Genomic DNA, 17,268 nt, shown 5'->3' with positions numbered 1-17,268 from the left:
CAGTTGATGAATTCCAAGTAGAAAACTCTCCATCAAACCCGGGACTTGACGCACCTCACCCCACTGGCCCCGGAAGTTCAAGCGCTCGGGAATTGCGAAGCCGCCACCGGAGCACGCTGATGCCCAACCTGGTGCGGTTGTAGCCCGACAGCGGATCGTAGCCGAGGCAGCGTTCGATCTGCTCGGCCCGGCTCTGCACCGTGCTGTGGTGCAGACCGAGGTCGCGGGCCGCCTGTCTGATCGTCGGTGCTTCGAGGAGCACGCGCACCGTGGACTCCGCCCACGGCGAGTCCATGATCTCGTCGATCAGCGCAGCGTCCGGATCGGTTGTGTCAGATGATTCGGCGAGCAGTTCGACGAGCCCACCGAAGTTTTCAGCCCGCACGAGCCCTTCCTCGGGCGGGCGGCTGAGCCGCAGTGCCACCACGGCTGCCCGCAGTGACCGCGGCAATTCTCCGATCGACCCGGACGGCCCCAGTCCGGCCGGTGTCACGGCGATACCCTCGGTGTCGTCGGTCACGATGACCACCTGCAGCGTGCCATGTTCGCTGGTGATGACATCGGTGGGGCCGGCGGGTCGTTTCTCGAAGACGGCGAACAGCGGGGCCGCGAGGACTCGATATCCCGAACCAGGCGTCAACCCGAGGCGAACCGCGGCAGCACTCCGGTCTTCGGGCGTCGCTGCAGGATCGAGGGCGAGCGCCACGTCCCGCGGGGTCTCCAGCTGCTGCCGTTCGAGACCGAATCTCACGCCGATGGCCAGGCCGAATCTCTCAAGGATGAGTTCATCGTTGGGCAAGACAACGTCCTCCCGCTCGAGCCAGACCTCGGAATCGTTCGGCAGGGACAGGGCGGCCACCTCGGCGGGTCGATCCCCCGGAATCGAGACTCCGCCTGAATCGACCCTCAGCTGTCTGCTCCCGTCCCCACTGCGAAAGCCGGCCGGGCAACCGGCCAGAGCCGCGGCCGCGGAGGCGAGGGCATGGGAATTGACCTCGCCGGCCATGAGTTCGTCGAAGCAGGCGATGACGCGCAGACCCAGGCTCGCCTCGGGATCGAGCTTCGCAATCCTGCCGAGCAGCTCCTGCACGTCACCACCTCCTCGTTCGTCCGTCGGTCGACGATTGGCAGTCCACGACTGTCGCCCGACGGTCGCGATTCGCCTCAGTCGCGAATCAGCCTTTCAGAGCATCGTAGACTGCCGTCTCCATCTCGAGATACCCACCGACGGATTCGGGGTCGGCGAAGGGGAAGATCTGTGTGGCCCAGTACCCGCCGATCTTGTTCTGTCGGTCGAACCAGTAGTAGAGGTTGGCAAGACCCGCCCATGCTGCGGCGCCGGCCGGGCGACCGGTCGGGGCGTCCTCCTCGTTGATCATGAACGTGTATCCCCAGGTCTTCGGCATGCCGGGGAAGAACTCCGCATCGTTGGACAAGCTCGGGATGACTCCGGGCAGCAGTTTCACCCGAAGATCGCCGAGGTGGTTCTGCGTGGCCAGGTCCACCGTTTCGGGGCGGAGGACGACTGTTCCGTCGTCGGCTGCTCCGTCGTTGAGCCACATCCTGATGAACTTCAGGTAGTCATCGACGGTCGAGAAGAGTCCGTGGCCGCCCATCTCCACCTCCGGTTCGGGCAGCATGAAGTCGGTCGCCGCGAGTTCGCCGTCGGTGCGCTGGTGCATCGTGGCCTGCCGCTCCTGCATCGACGCGGTCGGACGGAAGGTGCTGTCGTCCATGCCCAGCGGTTCGAGGACTCGGGTACGCATCGCCTCACCCAGAGTCTTTCCGGTGATGCCTTCGATGACCTGGCCGACCCAATCCATGTTCGACCCGTACTCCCACTGGGTGCCGGGATCGAACAGCAGCGGAGTCTCCAACGCCTTCCTGGTGGCGGTGACGATGCTCGGCTGGCCGTGTTCGCGGGCGAGTCGTTCGTACTTCTCGTTGAAGAAGTCGTAGCCGAAGCCGGCGGTGTGCAGCAGAAGCTGTTTCGTGGTCGGTTCGCTGGCGGGTGCCCGGAGGATCGGTTCTCCGCCGTCGTCGAAACCGTCGATGACCTGCACGTCGGCCAGTCCTGGGGCATAGTCCTTCGCCGGGGCGTCGAGGTCGAGCTCTCCCGACTCCACCAGCTGCAGTGCCACGGTGCCGGTCAGGGCCTTCGTCGTGGAGAAGATCATGAACACGGAGTCCGTGGTCATCGGCTGCGAATCGTCGAGGGAGCGGACTCCTGCAGCAGTGAGACTGATGGTCTCCTTGTCGGTGGTCACTCCGGCGACGACGCCTGGGACGCCGCCGCTGTCGACGGTCTTCGTGGCCACGCGGACAACTGCGTCGTTGACAGCTGTGTTCTCAGACATGATGTTCCTTTCAGTCGGCCAGGAGCTTCTCGATCCAGGCCATTCGGGTGCTGATCATTCCTTGCGCAAGGTGTGTATGGGCGGCGAAGATGTCGAAGGCGTGGAAGCCTCCGGGCCACACGTGCAGCTCCGCTTCGCTGCCGTCGTTCCAGAGGGCCGAGGCGTAGGCGACGGCTTCGTCCCGGAAGATCTCGGCCGAGCCCACGTCGATGTACGCGGGCGCAGATCGGTGAGGTCGTTGGCACGCGATGGTGCGATATAGGGCGAGACCGCCTCGGTGCGGTAGTCATCGCCGAGAATCGCCTGCCATCCGGTTTCGTTGCTCACCCGATCCCAGACGCCGATGCCGTCGAACTGATGGGTTGACGGTGTGATGCCTCGGTCGTCGAGCATCGGGTAGATGAGCAGTTGGCCCTTGAGCTTCGGTCCGTGCCGGTCGCGGGCCGCCAGCGCCATTCCGGCGGCCAGTCCCCCACCGGAGCTGGCTCCGGCGACGATGAGTCGGGCGCGGTCGACGCCGAGGTCGTCGGCGTTCTCTGCCGTCCACAGGAGCGCGGCGTACATGTCCTCACGCGCATAGGGGTCTTGGAACTCGGGCGCCAGGCGGTATTCGGGGCAGATGAGGATCGCACCGATCTTCTCGACCCAGTCGAGGTTGAGGCCGAGCGCGCTGAAGCGATCGCCGAACATCAGCCCGCCGGAGTGGGCGTAGACGATCGTCGGTCGTCGTCCGGTGTCCCCGGATCGTCTGAAGACGGAGACGGTGATGGCCTCGCCGAGGTGGCCCGGCACCTGATATTCGGAATGTTCGACCCGCCGGCCGCTGAGAGTCTCCGCCAGCGGCTCCGAGGCGTACGAGACTCGCATGAAGTCGATGAGCGAAGGAGTGATGGTCGGCGGAAAGACCCCGCCGATGACGGACAGACTCGCGGCGAGCTCCGCGTCGAATCGTGACCGTCGTTGTGTCATGTCACCAAGTATGCCGATCCCGGCACCGTGGTACTACCGCCAGACCATCGTGCTTTTCGCGCAGTCACCCGACAGTTGTCGGGTGCGCCTCACTTCACCCGATGAACCCCATCACCGACTCCCGCACCTGCAGGGCCGCGAGGAATCCGAACAGGGCCAGGCAGATGCCCAGCAGCACGTTCGACCATTTCGTGTTGCGCAGACCGGTCGGCACGGATTCGCGGTTGAGGATGACGAGCAGGGCGAGCGCGAGCACCGGCAGGATGAACGCGCTGATCGCAGCGTAGACGAGGACGAGGGTGACGGGCTTGCCGAGTCCCATGATCACCAGCGTCGCCACCGACAGGTAGACGAGCGCGCCGCGGAACTCGACCGACTTCGCCGACATGTCGAAGCGGGCCTCGTCCTGGTGCGGGTAACGCCTGAGCACTCGCAGGCAGTCGGCGGTGACGTAGGCGATGCCGGAGAATCCGCCGAGCACGCTCGTGTACACCACGGCGAGGAAGCTGATGAGGAAGACCATTCGTCCGACGTCACCGATGCGGCTGACTAGACTGTCGGCGATCGCGAACAGTGAGTCGTTGTCCGCGATCGTGAAGCCCTGGCCGTAGAGGATGAAGGCCCCGACCGCACTCATCGCCACGGCGAAGACGAAGACGAGGCCGTAGCTGATGACGAGGTCGAGGCGGACGACGGGTTTCCAGTCCGGACTCCGCCAGGACTTCTCCCGGATCCAGAACGAGTACGCGAGGATGCCGGTCGCCCCGCCGACGCCGCCGATGAGCGACATGACCGTGATGATGGACGTGTTCGGGAACGTCGGGACCACGGTCTCGGCGGCGACCTGTTGGGCGCCGTCACCTTGGAAGACGGAGATTGCGAGCGCGATGATGCCGAAGAACATGATGATCCCGAAGCCCATCATCGCCTTTTCGACGAGACCGTAGCGGCCGATGCCCACCAGCACCGAGGCCGAGAGCAGCACGACGACGGCCGTCGGCCAGAACGGAAGCACCGGGAAGATCGCCTGGAGGATGTTCGTCGTCACCGCAACGACGCCGGCGCCGAAGAAGAGCCCGACGAGCAGTTCGGCGATGAGGAAGAGCACCGGGAAGGTCCGCCCGCCGAAGCCGGTGAGGTGGGAGATCAGTGACCGGTCGCCACTCATCTGCAGCCGCGCGACCGCCTCGGAGAGGACGAACTTGAGGGCGATGCCAACCGTGAACACCCAGATGAGCGCGAGCCCGTATTCCGCTCCGGAGTTCATCGTCGTGATCATGTCCGACGCCCCGACGCTGGCCAGGGCGAGCACGATGCCCGGACCGATGAGGCGGAGGCGTCCGGTCCATGATGTCGGCGCCGAGGCGGCGTTCTTCGTCTGCGATGTCGTTTCGGCGGACATTGGCGGGGTGGGCTCCTTCACGTGGGTTCGTCGACGCCACCGGAGACGTTCGCACGGGGCATCGTTCGCTCAGGAGAGTATGGCCGAGGTCGTCACATTCCGGAACGGAAGTCTCAACAACCGGGAAGCGCCGCAGGTTCAACCCATGCCGCAGGGCTGTTCACCACCCGCTCACGGCCCATTCTAGTCGCCGATCCTCAGGCCGATTCGCAGTCTGCGAGCGTATATTCGACGCCATGGCTGCAGCACTCGATGAAGGACCCTTCTTCCACGGCACCCGTGCCGAACTCTCACCGGGAGACCTGCTGACCGCAGGCTTCGCCTCGAACTACCGGCCCGAAGTGACGATGAACCATATCTACTTCACCTCGCTCGTCGACGGGGCAGGGCTCGCCGCCGAGGTGGCCGCCCTCAACTCCGGATCTCCGCACGTCTACGAGGTCGAACCCCTCGGCGACTTCGTCGACGACCCGAACGTCACGGACAAGAAGTTCCCCGGCAACCCCACACGGTCCTTCCGCAGCAGCGAACCCCTGCGCATCGTCCGCGAGGTCACCGACTGGAAGCGCCTGAGCGAGCAGGACCTGCAGATGTGGCGCGAGCGCCTCGACGCCATCCGTGCAGACGACGACAAAGAGATCATCAACTGATTTCGCCGAGGCAGCTGACCGGTCACGACGACACCGTCCCACCCGTGGTCGAGTGAACGCGTGCCCGAACTCAACTGTGCCGCTCAACGATGTCCATGTCGGCGCCAGTGGCGTTACGAAACTTCCCGCCCTGTGCCGTGTAGTCGTCGCCGGCCTCCTGGAGCTTCTTGACGAAGAGCGGGCACACGGGCACCACCGTGATTCCGCGTTCGCGTGAGTCCTCGAGCGCTTCGGCGACGAGGATCTTCGATAACCCACGACCGCCGAACTGTTCATCGACGACGGTGTGATGGAAGATGCGTTCGGTCTCTGCCTCGGGACCTGGCAGGAAATACGCGTGGCCGGCGACGGTGCCGTCGGCGACGGCGATGTCATAGGACCGGGTGGCCTCGTTGATCGAGACGGTCACCTCGGCGCCGGTCTTGTCCTCGAATGTCTTCACCATGGCTATAACCCTTTCGTCGTGCTCTGCTGGTACTGGGTGAAGCGGAATTCGGCACCGCTCTATTCCGCGGGTCCACCTCGAACCTGGGGCGGCGGATTCTTCCGCGGTCTGATCGTGACGTCGGGCAGCCTCGGCGCGGGAAGCCTTCCCATGCCGTCGGCATTGCGGCCGGGCCCGCCCTTGCCGACGTAGCCGTCGACGACGCCGAAGCGGTCACCTTCAGCCTGCCATTCCTCACGGTAGGCCGCGATCTCCTCATGGGTGCGGCCGACGAAGTTCCACCACATGACGATCTCTTCTGGGAACGGTTCGCCGCCGAGGAGGATGAGTCGGGCGGGTTCGTCGCTGCGGTTGGCGATGCGCAGCTCTTCAACACCGGTGCCCGTGTAGCCGACCGCCGCGACGGGCAGGTCGACGTTCTCCAGGGCGATATCGCCGGAGTCGACGAGGACGCCGTGCTCGAATCCCGGATTCACGGGCAGGTCGATGCTCGCACCGGGGTCGAGGCGGATTTCGGCGCCGAGCAGCGGCGAATGAGTCTGCACCGGAGACTCCGTTCCCCAGAGTTTTCCGAGGAAGACGAGCATCTCTCCGCCGGCGAAGGAGACAGGGACGGGTTCGAAGTGCTCGAATTCGCGTTCGGGCTGGTGGCGGGTGGCCTCGGGCAGGGCCAGCCGCAGCTGGACGCCGTGGAGGGTCGTGGTTTCCTCGGTCGAGACCTCGGAGTGGCAGATGCCGGCGCCGGCGGTCATGAGGTTGACCTCGCCGGGCAGGACGAGGCCCGCGCTGCCGCCGGAGTCGATGTGCTGGATGGCGCCTTCGAACAGCCAGCTCACGGTCTGCAGTCCGGTGTGCGGGTGCGGGGCGACGTCCATGCCGCCGGTGACCGAGACATCGGCGGGTCCGTAGTGGTCGACGAAGCACCAGGGGCCGATGAGGGAGCGCTGCCGCTGCGGCAGGGTGCGGCGCACGATCATCGCCCGTGGACCGCCGAGCGGCACCTCACGGGAGGTGATGATCTCAACCGGGGAACGTCCCTGCTGGTCACAGGCCGGCCCGGGCAGTCCCCCGGCCTTGCAGACCACTTGATCGGGGCGGGTCTCGACGTTGCTCATGGCCACATCGTAGCCCTCTTCGCGGCCGGCGGGGAGGGGGACAGTTCCGCGAGAATGCCGCTCACCCGCTCCCCTACTCGACCGGGCAGATCTTCGAGACGAGCTCGAAGATCTCGTCGGCCTCGGCATCCGTGAGCCCGGCGAAACCGTCGAGGATGATCTCCGCATTCGTCGCGGCCGCCTCGTCGCAGAGCCGCAGTCCCTCCTCGGTCAGGGCGACGAGCACCCCGCGCTGATCCTCCGGGTCGGGCTCTTGCGTGACCAAGCCACGATCCTCGAGCTTGCCGAGCAGTCGACTGAGCGCGCTGCGGCTGATCACGAGGCTGCGCAGCAGGTCTCGATGGCGCACCTGGGGCTCGGGTCGGGCGTTGATGAGCACGTCGAACTCGTTCACGGTCAGCCCGTGCCGCGTCCGGAACTCGTGTACGAACCTCGTATAGAAGTCCTGATACTTCTCCATCATCAGACGCCAGGCCGCGATCTTGATTGGGCCGTTCTGCCTGATCATGCTGCTCACCGGAGTCGTCTTGTCCATCGGTCCGCCCCCGCTCGTCGATGTGTCATGCCACACTTTTGTTGCATAGTCAACAGAATAGTAGTTCAATGATATAACTGGCCCCAGGTTCGGGGCCCGTCGACCACCCCTCGGCGTCAGTACCCGCCACATCCCCAACGTACCCCCGGCTGGAGAGATTGAGCAGAGTCGCCCGGACTCCGGTCTCACTCCGGGGGTATCGTGTTGCCGCCGCCGGCCCTTCACCATCGGTTCGACCTCGCCGAGGCGGCTCGCCCGATCCCCGCCCGGCTCAGTCTTGCGGGATCCGCTTCCGCCACGGCCACCACACTCCGCGTCCGATGTCGTGGACGAGCGCCGGGACGACGAGCGAGCGCACGAGGATGGCGTCGAGCAGCACGCCGAAAGTGACGATGAAGGCGAGCTGGACGAGGAACATGATCGGGATGACCCCGAGTGCCGCGAAGGTCGCCGCAAGCACCACGCCCGCCGAGGTGATCACCCCACCCGTCGCCACGAGCCCCTTGAGCACGCCTGCCCTTGTGCCCACCTTGAGCGACTCCTCGCGCACCCTGGACATGAGGAAGATGTTGTAGTCGATGCCGAGCGCGACGAGGAAGACGAAGGCGTAGAGCGGCACCGAGGGATCGGCACCCGGGAATCCGATGAGGTGGTTGAACACGAGCGCCGAGACTCCCAGCGCGGTGCCGAAGGACAGCACGGTCAGGACCACGAGCAGCAGCGGCGCGAACAGGGACCGCAACAGCAGGATGAGGATGACCGTGATGACAACCAGGATGATCGGGATCGCCAGGGTCCGGTCCGCCTCGGCGGTGTTGTTCGTGTCGAGGTCGACCGCGGTCTGCCCGCCCACCAGCGCATCGGGGTCGACGTCGTGGACGGCCTCGCGGATCTCCGTCACCGTCGTCTCGGCAGCCAGGGAGTCCGCCGCATCGGAGAGGGTGACTTCGAGGAGGACCTGACCGTCGACCTCGGTGGGATCGATCGCCGCCGAGCCGCCGGCAGCATCCGGTGCTACGCTGGCCGGGCCACCCTGCGGGGGCTGGAGCTTTCCGTCCTCGTCGATCCCGATGGTTCCGCTCGGGGAATCCTCAGCGGCCACGGTCATCGAACCGACCCCGCCGAGGCGGCCGACCGCCTCGGCGGCAGTACTCAGTTCGTTCGCGTCGAGCACGACCTGGGTCGGAGTTCCGGACCCACCTGGGAAATGCTCGGCCAGGACGTCCTGGCCGTCACGAGCCTCGGATTCGCCGAGCACGAACTCGCTCTGCGCGACCCCGGAGGCCTTGAACTGCGGCACCGCGATGAGCGGCAGAGCCAGCAGGATGACGAGTCCGATCCAGATCAGGCGCGGTCGGGCGGCGATCCCACCCGCGATCCGGGCCCACATTCCCTTCTTACGGAGCCCCACCTCGGCGGTCGTCACCTGGGGCCGGAACGGCCAGAACACGGCACGACCGATGATGATGAGCGCGGCGGGCAGGAAGGTCAGTGCTGCGAACATCGCCACGACGATGCCGATCGCGGCGACCGGGCCGAGGGCGCGCGTCGACGCAAGGTCGGTGAGCAGGAGGACCAGGAGGCCGGCGATGACGGTGCCTCCGGAGGCCGCGATCGGTTCGAGCACTCCCTTGAGCGCAGCGAGCCCGGCCCGAACACGATCCGGCTCGGCCTGCAGGGCATCGCGGAACCGGGCCACGACGAGGAGGGAATAGTCCGTGGTGGCGCCGACGACGAGGATGAAGAGGATGCCCTGGACCTGGCCGTTGATGAGCAGGATCCCGGCGTCGGCGAGATGCCAGATGACGAAGATCGACGCGGAAAGCGCGGCGACCGAGGTGAAGAGGACGATGACCGGCAGCAGCGGAGAGCGGTAGACGATGATGAGGATGACGAAGACGGCGATGAGTGCGACGAGCAGGAGGATGCCGTCGATGCCGGCGAAGGCTTCGGAGAGGTCGGCGGAGAATCCCGCCGGACCGGTGACGTGGACGTCTGCCACGGTGGTCGGGGCCTCGGCGGCCTGATCCGGGGTCATATCGGCGGCGACCGCGGTCGGGAAGACCTTCCCGACCGCGTCTCTGATGGATTCGACGTCATCGGAGGTGGTCGTCGAGGAGACCGGGAGGATGAGTTGGAGTGCCTCGCCGTCGTCTGACGGGATGGCCGGTGAGGGGTCTGCGGCCAGCAGATCGTCGTCTTCGAGGGTCTTCGTCAGCTCATCGAGTCGGGACCGGTCGTCGTCGGTGACTCCGTCGCTGTTCTCGAGCACGACGATAGCGGGAACATAGTCGAGGTCGCTGAACTTCTCGATCTGGTCCTGAGCGCGCGTGGATTCCGCGGATTCGGGGAGGAACGATGAGCGGTCGTTGGTGGCGACCTCGGAGATCTTGCCGAAGTACGGGCCTCCGACTCCGGAGATGCCGACCCAGGCGACGAGGAGGACGGCGAAGAGGGCGAGCAGTGCCCCACGGCCGCGGACGGGACCCTTAGGGTGCTGTTTGGGCGCGGCAGCTGTGTCGGCGCCGTCTACGTCGTCACCGGCGGGACCCCCTCGGCGAGGGTCGGGATTCGGCGGCGTCGAGGTCAGGAGGTGACGGGGCATGGTCCCAGGCTACGCCTTTTGACGTTTACCACCTCGCGTTCGACAGTAAGAGCAGGAGTTCCCATCGAGTGAAGAGCTTCGAAAAACACGTAATGTGCACTGGCGAGGATGCGCGCCGGCAGGTTCGGGCCGCTCGGCTTCGCGACTGGCGACCGTTGCATCCGGGCTCATCACCTTTTGGACAGATCATCGGTTCGAAACCTGATGACCTGTCCAAAAGGTGATGTCAGCCCGCGCCTAAGGTGGTTGCGACGTGCACCTGATGTGATGTGTGTCGGCGCCAGCCCGGTACTGAATGGGTGCGGTGAGCATTAGATCGTCATGGACCGCCGCTCACGACGGCGCGCCCTCAGCCCGAGCAGCACATCGATAACCACGAACCCGATAAGGCTGATGCCCACCAGCGGCAGGAACACACCGATCGCGATTGCGACAACGACGATCGCAGCCACTCCCCACCATGGAGCCCCATTCAGCACACCGCGTGCGGGTGCGCGCCCGAACCTCTTCGCCGGATTCCGCTTCGGCCGCCTCCGCCACCACATGACATAGCCCCAGACGACCATCGCTGCGATGCCGATGGCCAGGGCGAAGAGCACAATCTGGTTGGCCAAACCGAACAGTGTGCCCATATGCAGGTCGATGCCCCAGCGGGCGAGCTTCGCCGCTGCCTCGTAGTCGGAGAAGTCGACACGGTCAGTGGCCTCCATCGTCTCGGGGTCGAAGGCGACCGCATCGACCTGGGTGGGCCAGCTGCGCTGGATCTCCTGCACCACCCACGCAGATCCGTCGTCCTCGGGCGGCAGGATCTCGACGGACTCGGAGTCGATGCCGACTCCGCGCGCCATCGACAGCATCATGTCGAAATCGGCCGGATCGAAATCGGACCCTGCCGAGGCGCCGGTTCCCGAGTGGCCCTCGTGCCCGGCGTGGCCTTCGTGACCAGCGTGCCCGGACCCGCCGTCAGCATGCGCGGCGGCCGCGCTGCCAAGTTCCGTCGACACCGCCGGGGTCTCCCAGCTCAGCGCCGCACGCAGCTTCGTCACGTTCTCCCCGCCGAACTGCGACCACGTGATCCCGGTGGCCGAGAGGAAGAGCATGCCGATCGCCGCCCAGACACCGACCGAAGCGTGCCAGGAGAACGTGCGTCTCAGCCCCTTGTGCTTCCGGTTCGGTCGCATCATCGCGGCGGGCTTCTTCGTTTTGCGAGCGCGGAGGATCCAGAGCACGAGACCCGCGGCGGCGACGATTCCCAACCATGAGGCGGCGAGTTCGCTGTAGATCCGCCCGACATCGCCGAGGTGGAGGCTCCGGTGCATCTGATCGATCCACGTCCGCAGCGGCAGGGCACCCGAGGTTCCGTAGACGGTGAGGTCACCGACCACCTCGGCGGTGGCGGGATCGACGAAGATCGCCCGGGATTCGCTCTCGCCGAGGCTGGGATCGGAATACATCACTCGCGTGGTATCGCCCGGCTCGGGAGCCGGCCGCACGGCAGACAGCGTCGAATCGCTGCCTGCAATGACGGAATTCGCGGCGTCGATCTGGGCGGCCAGTGGCAGCGGGTCGTCGGTGGCGGGGACGCTGAGCTGGTCGGCATAGACCACCTTCTCGAGCGTCGGACTGATCGCGTAGGCCGCCCCGGTGAGCGCGGCGATGAGGATGAACGGACCGATGAGGATGCCCGCGTAGAAGTGGAGACGGCGCAGGAGCGGGCCGAACCACGGAAAGGGCCGGTCGGAGTGGACGGGGTGGTCACGGTGGTGAGTCGGTTCCGGGCCCGAGCTTTCGGGCACGGTTGATGAAGGTGTGGTCATGATGATGCTTTCTCTCAGGTGCGCTGAGCAGGATCCGGTCGGCCTGATGCCTTCGACAAGCAGATGCGGTCGACGGGCAGTTGCGGTCGGCAGCGTTCGCGCACGACACGCAGTCGCGGTCGACGACCAAATGCGGTCAGCAGTGATCGCACCGGCTCACGGAGGCCGATGCGCGGATGTGTTGAGTGTCAGAAAGCAGGCTGCGGTGGACCTCGCCGCAGCACCGGGGATCGGCACACACCGAGGCTGCGCGGCAGTTCGGGCTCGAAGCCGATCAGCGACCGCGGCTTCTCGATCTGCGCCCGCAGGACGACGAGGCGCGGGACGACCGCCCGAATGGTCAAACGGGCGAACTCGCCGAGCATGACCGGCAGTCGCTCGGCCCAATAGATCATCGCGATCGTCACGATCCCGGCAACGCAGTGGGCCAGCAGCATCCCCGGTGACGAGTGCGAATGCATCTGGGCCGCTGCGCCCACAGAACCGTCCATGGCAGGCATGACCGCGGAATCATGAGTCATCTGGACCGCGCCGCCGGGCACCGAGTGGATCGACGCGTCGTGCGCTCCATGCGTCGGCGAGTGATGAGAGTGCGAGCCGAGGAGCGCGGCGAGTCCGTTGTCGGAGCGTGCCATCGCGTTCGGCGAAGCGGAACCGTGCGGAGTGAAGAGGGAGAACAGGAGGTGGAAGAGCGTCTGGCTGATTCCGACTGAGAACGTCAACCGAGGCAGCGACAGTTGGCGCGCGGACAGGAGGACACAGACGAGGATCGACAGCGCCAGAGGCACGATGACACCCATCGCGGTCGGGAAGGATCCCCCGCCGAGGATGTGCGACGTCAGTGCGACAAAGGTCGCGAATGCTGCGGCGAGGGTGCCGCGCAGAGCGCGCCGGTGCCTGGCTTCCATCTCCACGGTGACATTCTCACACAGGTGGGCCCCACCCGAGCATTCAATGCCGATCCCGGCGATAGACTACGTGCCACCCGTCGTCGATCGGGTTGTCGGGCGGGATGTGGCCCTCGGCAACCCGCTGATATCCGGCAGCCTCGAGAGCCTTCCACGATGCCGGGTTTCCAGCGATCACGGGCACAATGATCGTTGAGGCAGTCGGGCAGTCAGCGAAGCAGAGTTCGGTGAACTCGCGGATCATCCGTGCGCCGATGCCCTTGCCTGTCGCCGCAATCTCGCCGATGAAGTAGTCGATCGTCAAAGCATCCTGCGGGGCGGCGGCCAGAGTGATGAGTTCCCGATGCTCGTCCGCGTAGTCCCAAATGACGCTGCGCTGGATGAACCCGACCGGTACCCCGGCGTCCTCGACGATGAAGTCGAATGACGGTTCCGTGCCGTCGATGCTTCCGCCGAAGTCCCGTTCGATCGCCTCCGGCGTGGTCTCGTGGTTCCAGAATCGGGCGACATGGGGCAAGCCGAGCCACCGTGCGAGCAGCGGAAAGTCGGCACTGGTCGTCCGTCGGAATTCCATGTCTCCTCGCGATCGGCGTCAACAGTTGCCGTGCGGCCTCACATCTCCTCGTGGGTGAGCGGATCCCGGTCTTTCATCCGACCGCGCTCGAGCGCGGAGATCGCAGCCACCTCGGCGGGGGTGAGTTCGAAGTCGAAGACATCGGCGTTGAGACGCTGGCGTTCGGGGTTCGCCGATTTCGGGATCGGGATGCTGCCGATCTCGATATGCCAGCGCAGGACGACCTGGGCCGGGCTCACGCCATGGGCGGCGGCCGCCTCGGCGATGGGGGCTTCATCGAACAGTCCCTGGTCACGGTAGAGCGGGGACCAGCTCTCGGTCTGCACACCGATGGAGCGGTGGAAAGCCACGAGTTCGGTCTGCGGGAAATACGGGTGGAGTTCGACCTGGTTGACGGCCGGGGTGACGCCGGTCTTCTCGATGAGCTCGGTGAGCATCTTCTCGGTGAAGTTCGAGACGCCGATGGACTTCACGAGCCCGCGTCTGCGCAGTTCGATGAGTCCTTCCCAGGTGTCGACGTACTTGCCGACGCTGGGATTGGGCCAGTGGATCAGGTGGAGGTCGAGGTAGTCGAGGCCGAGGCGGGCCAGCGATTCCTCGGTGCTGGCGATGGCCTCGTCGAAGCCGTGGTGGCGGCCGGGGATCTTGCTCGTGACGAACAGGTCCTCGCGAGCGACGGAACAGTCGGCGATGGCCCGGCCGACCTCGTGTTCGTTCTCGTAATTCACCGCGGTGTCGAGCAGGCGGTAGCCGACATTGTCGACGGCACCCACGATGGCGTCGACCCCCTCTTCGCCCTTCATCGCGTAGATGCCGAGCCCGAGCTGCGGGATCGCACGTCCGTCGTTGAGGTCGAGTGTGGGGATCGGTGAGTTCTGTGCGGGGGTGTTCGCTGGGGTCGTCATGGGTTCAAGCCTATGACCACCGAGGCGGCGCTGGCCAGGGCCTCGCCGTGGGGTTGAGCGGGGTTGAGGCTCATTCCTGAGTGTCGAGCGCTGAGATCAACCTCGCCGAGGCGGTGTTCCGATAGGAATCGATGGTCAGTTCGCGCAGCTCCTCGTCGTCGAGATCGTCGAGTCCGAGTCCGACCCAGCCGGAGGGGCCCAGGTACATCGGGACGAAGCAATCCGAACGTTCGAGCACCACCTCGGCGTCCATGTGGTCGAGCAGGACGAGCAGTGCCTGCGGGTGCTGCACCATCTCCCCGGACACGAGCTTCTCGGTGCCGCCGTAGTGGGCGAAGATCTTCTTCGTGAAGAAGGCCGGTCTGCCGTGCGAGATCTTCTCGGCCGCTTCGGGCAGGCTGAGCGCGATCGCGCGGACCCGCTCGAGCATCGGGTCGTCGTCATCGAACATCTGCGGATGCGCCATGAGTCAACGGTACGCGTTGGCAGGTGAGGATAGGACTCTTCAGACGATGAGTCCGACGGGTTCCTTTCCGTCGATTACATCGATGACGGCTTGGGCCGCGGCCTGCCCGGCGCGTTCTCGGGCTTCGACCGTCTGCCCGGCCAAGTGGGAGGTGATCCAGACGTTGTCGAAGTTCCGCAGCGGGTTGTCCTTCGTCATCGGTTCGGTCTCGAGCACGTCGAGGGCCGCTCCGGCGATCTGACTTTGGTCGAGAGCATTGATGAGGGCTGCCTCGTCGATGAGTGACCCGCGAGCGGTGTTGACGAGGAACGCTGTGTCCTTCATCGCCGCGAATCGCTCGGCCCCGATGATCGGGGTGCCGGTCGCTCGGGCGTGGAGGGTGAGATAGTCGGCGGCCGTGACGACGGTGTCGACGTCGGCGAATTCGATGCTCGGGCCCGCCTCGGTGTCGGGGTGGGAAGTGCCCACGATGACGCGCATCCCCAGGGCCGCGCCGATCTGCGCGATCGCTTTTCCGCTGGGACCGTAGCCGATCACGCCGAGCGTCTTGCCGCGCAGTTCCGTGCCTGCGGTGCGCGGCCACTGACCTGCGTTGACGCCGCTGATGACGTCACTGAAGTGCTTGGCGCAGTTGAGCATGAGAGCGAGCGCGAGTTCGGCGACGGCGTGATGGTTGACGCCGGGGGTGTTTGCCACGCGAATGCCGAACTCCTGGGCCGCGGTGGTGTCGACGGAGTCGTATCCGACTCCGCTGCGGGCGAGGATCCGGAGGTCGGCTGCCTCGGCGAGCATGTCACGGGTGATCGGTTCGCTCGCAACGATGGCGCCGATCGCGCCGTTGAAGAGGTTGCGCCGTTCATCCTCGGTGCGGGGACCGGCCGCCGGGGAGTAGACGGGATCGAGCCCGTTCTCCCGGAGCAGCCGGTCGACGCTGTCGCCGGGCTCCAGGTAATCGGTGGTGATGACGATGCGACGGCTCATGATGGTGAGCCTATCGCGGCCCTCACTTGAGTGCGCCGAGCACCTCGTTGAGCGCCTCGGTGGCCGAGGGGTGCGTGTAGATCGTGTCACGCAGCTCGGTCGCGGTGACGTCGTGGCGCATCGCGAGCGCCACGGTGTTGATGACCTCCTGCGAGTGCACATGGACGAGCGCCGCGCCGAGAATGAGGTCCGTCTTCGCGTCGACGACGAACTTGACGATTCCGCGCGGGTCGCCTTCGATCTTCGCCCGCGGTGCCGCGGCGATATCGGCCTGCAGCTTCGCTCCGACCTTGATCTCATAGCCTTCGTCGCGAGCGGCCTTCTCGGTCAGGCCGACGCGGGCGACGGGCGGGGTGAGGAACATCGTGTGCGGCACGGATCCGCGGTCCTTCGTCGACCGTTTGCCCTCGCCGAGGAGTTGGTCTGCGAGGATCCGGTTGTCATCGAGGGAGATGTAGGTGAACATCGGTCCGCCGTTGACGTCGCCGAACGCGTACACGCCCTCGGCGGAGCTTCGCAGGTGCTCATCGGTGACGATGAACCCGCGGTCGTCGGTGTCGATGCCGGCCTTCTCGAGGCCGAGGTCCGCGGTCGCGGGTTTGCGTCCGACGGCCAGGAGGACCGCCTCGGCGTCGATGGTCTTGGTCTCACCGCCCACCTCATAGGTCACGGTCGCGGCGTCAGCGCCGTCATTGACTGCAGTGACGGAGGCGTCGTTGACGATGGTGACTCCGTCGTCGGCGAGGGCTTGGGCGACCACCTCGGCGACGTCGTCGTCTTCATTCGCGAGCGGGCGGGGCCCGCGGTCGAGGACGGTGACCTGCGAACCGAAGTGGGCGAACATCGATCCGAACTCGAGTCCGATGTACCCGCCGCCGACGATGACGAGGCGACCTGGGAACGGGTCGACGTGCTGCAGCGATTCGGAGTCGTGGATGCGGCCGCCGAGCTGCGCGCCGTCGATGGGTGGGATGTTGGCGACGGATCCGGTGTTGACGATGACGGTGTCGGCGGTGATCGTCATGGTGTCGGCGCCGCCGGTGACTCGGACTTCGCGTTCGCCGGTGAACTCGCCACGGCCGCCCACCAGCAGCACCGAGTCGAGGTCGGCGAGCATCGAGTGGTTCTTCTTCCGCATCGCGCCGGTCAGGGTGTCGCGGCGTTTGACGGCCTTGGCGAAGTATTCGTCGGTGTCGTCATCGGCGCGTTTGTTCTCCGCGTCGTGGACGAGGATCTTCGTGGGGATGCAGGCGATGTTGATGCAGGAGCCGCCGATCATCATCTCCGACTGTTCGACGACGGCGACCTTCTTGCCGGCGCGGGCCATGGTGCCGGCCAGCGTCTTGCCGCCCTTGCCCCAGCCGATGACGAGGAGGTCGACGTGTTCGGTGTGGTCGGCGCCGGCGGATGTGGAGGAGGGAGTGGTTTCGGTCGAGGTGCTCTGCTGTGTCACTGTCTCTGCGGTCATGCTCTGTCCTCTCGAGTCGGTGCCTGTCACTCTACGCCCGGGCACACACCACCATCCCCACCCCTATTGCT

General features: G+C 65.9%; 15 protein-coding genes and 1 pseudogene. 1 reads left to right on the top strand and 15 read right to left on the bottom strand.

The window, feature by feature from the left end; all coding sequences use genetic code 11:
• Positions 1-55 precede the first annotated feature (55 nt).
• The 4 genes and pseudogenes from LJ362_RS00985 to LJ362_RS00970 all read right to left on the bottom strand — a co-directional run bounded on the left by LJ362_RS00985 (position 56) and on the right by LJ362_RS00970 (position 4,728).
• Entirely contained in the window at positions 56-1,090 is a 1,035-nt protein-coding gene (locus LJ362_RS00985) for a helix-turn-helix domain-containing protein (RefSeq protein WP_264800324.1), read from the bottom strand.
• 85 nt (positions 1,091-1,175) lie between these two features.
• On the bottom strand, positions 1,176-2,357 hold the full coding sequence (locus tag LJ362_RS00980; protein WP_264800323.1) for a serine hydrolase domain-containing protein: 1,182 nt from the start codon (positions 2,355-2,357) through the stop codon (positions 1,176-1,178).
• Between the two features lie 10 nt (positions 2,358-2,367).
• Positions 2,368-3,047: pseudogene (locus LJ362_RS00975) on the bottom strand (alpha/beta hydrolase fold domain-containing protein).
• 373 nt (positions 3,048-3,420) lie between these two features.
• The gene (locus tag LJ362_RS00970; protein WP_264800322.1) at positions 3,421-4,728 is read right to left on the bottom strand and encodes an Nramp family divalent metal transporter; all 1,308 of its coding nucleotides are present in this window, start codon (positions 4,726-4,728) and stop codon (positions 3,421-3,423) included.
• Between the two features lie 236 nt (positions 4,729-4,964).
• On the opposite strand from LJ362_RS00970, the gene arr reads away from it, so the two are divergent.
• On the top strand, positions 4,965-5,378 hold the full coding sequence (gene arr, locus LJ362_RS00965; RefSeq protein ID WP_264800321.1) for an NAD(+)--rifampin ADP-ribosyltransferase: 414 nt from the start codon (positions 4,965-4,967) through the stop codon (positions 5,376-5,378).
• Between the two features lie 70 nt (positions 5,379-5,448).
• On the opposite strand, the gene LJ362_RS00960 is transcribed toward arr, so the two are convergent.
• The 11 genes from LJ362_RS00960 to LJ362_RS00910 form a co-directional block, all read right to left on the bottom strand.
• Positions 5,449-5,823: a GNAT family N-acetyltransferase gene (locus tag LJ362_RS00960; protein ID WP_264800320.1), complete on the bottom strand. Its 375-nt coding sequence runs from the start codon at positions 5,821-5,823 to the stop codon at positions 5,449-5,451.
• Between the two features lie 59 nt (positions 5,824-5,882).
• A complete protein-coding gene (locus LJ362_RS00955) occupies positions 5,883-6,938 on the bottom strand; it encodes a pirin family protein (RefSeq protein WP_264800319.1) in 1,056 nt (351 codons plus the stop codon).
• Positions 6,939-7,011: 73 nt separating this feature from the next.
• Positions 7,012-7,473 (bottom strand): MarR family winged helix-turn-helix transcriptional regulator, encoded by a 462-nt coding sequence (locus LJ362_RS00950; RefSeq protein ID WP_264800318.1) that lies wholly within the window; start codon positions 7,471-7,473, stop codon positions 7,012-7,014.
• Between the two features lie 271 nt (positions 7,474-7,744).
• Positions 7,745-10,078, bottom strand: coding sequence for an MMPL family transporter (locus LJ362_RS00945; RefSeq protein WP_264800316.1), 2,334 nt, complete (start codon positions 10,076-10,078; stop codon positions 7,745-7,747).
• 311 nt (positions 10,079-10,389) lie between these two features.
• Positions 10,390-11,895 carry a PepSY-associated TM helix domain-containing protein gene (locus LJ362_RS00940; RefSeq protein ID WP_264800315.1) on the bottom strand — a complete coding sequence of 502 codons (1,506 nt, stop codon included), beginning with the start codon at positions 11,893-11,895 and terminating at the stop codon, positions 10,390-10,392.
• 188 nt (positions 11,896-12,083) lie between these two features.
• Complete coding sequence (locus tag LJ362_RS00935; protein WP_264801882.1) at positions 12,084-12,803, bottom strand: hypothetical protein; 720 nt, start codon at positions 12,801-12,803, stop codon at positions 12,084-12,086.
• A 43-nt stretch (positions 12,804-12,846) separates the two neighbouring features.
• Positions 12,847-13,377: an acetyltransferase gene (locus LJ362_RS00930; protein WP_264800314.1), complete on the bottom strand. Its 531-nt coding sequence runs from the start codon at positions 13,375-13,377 to the stop codon at positions 12,847-12,849.
• Positions 13,378-13,415: 38 nt separating this feature from the next.
• Positions 13,416-14,282: an aldo/keto reductase gene (locus LJ362_RS00925; protein WP_264800312.1), complete on the bottom strand. Its 867-nt coding sequence runs from the start codon at positions 14,280-14,282 to the stop codon at positions 13,416-13,418.
• A 70-nt stretch (positions 14,283-14,352) separates the two neighbouring features.
• Positions 14,353-14,748, bottom strand: coding sequence for an MmcQ/YjbR family DNA-binding protein (locus LJ362_RS00920; protein ID WP_264800311.1), 396 nt, complete (start codon positions 14,746-14,748; stop codon positions 14,353-14,355).
• A gap of 39 nt (positions 14,749-14,787) precedes the next feature.
• The gene (locus LJ362_RS00915) at positions 14,788-15,729 is read right to left on the bottom strand and encodes a phosphoglycerate dehydrogenase (RefSeq protein ID WP_264800310.1); all 942 of its coding nucleotides are present in this window, start codon (positions 15,727-15,729) and stop codon (positions 14,788-14,790) included.
• Between the two features lie 22 nt (positions 15,730-15,751).
• Positions 15,752-17,197, bottom strand: a complete 1,446-nt coding sequence (locus tag LJ362_RS00910) for a dihydrolipoyl dehydrogenase family protein (protein ID WP_264800309.1) — start codon at positions 17,195-17,197, stop codon at positions 15,752-15,754.
• Positions 17,198-17,268 lie beyond the last annotated feature (71 nt).

It is taken from the genome of Brevibacterium sp. JSBI002 (assembly GCF_026013965.1).
Classification (GTDB): Bacteria; Actinomycetota; Actinomycetes; order Actinomycetales; family Brevibacteriaceae; genus Brevibacterium.
Note: the sequence above shows the minus strand (reverse complement) of the source record. Positions and strands in the feature narration are given on the sequence as shown.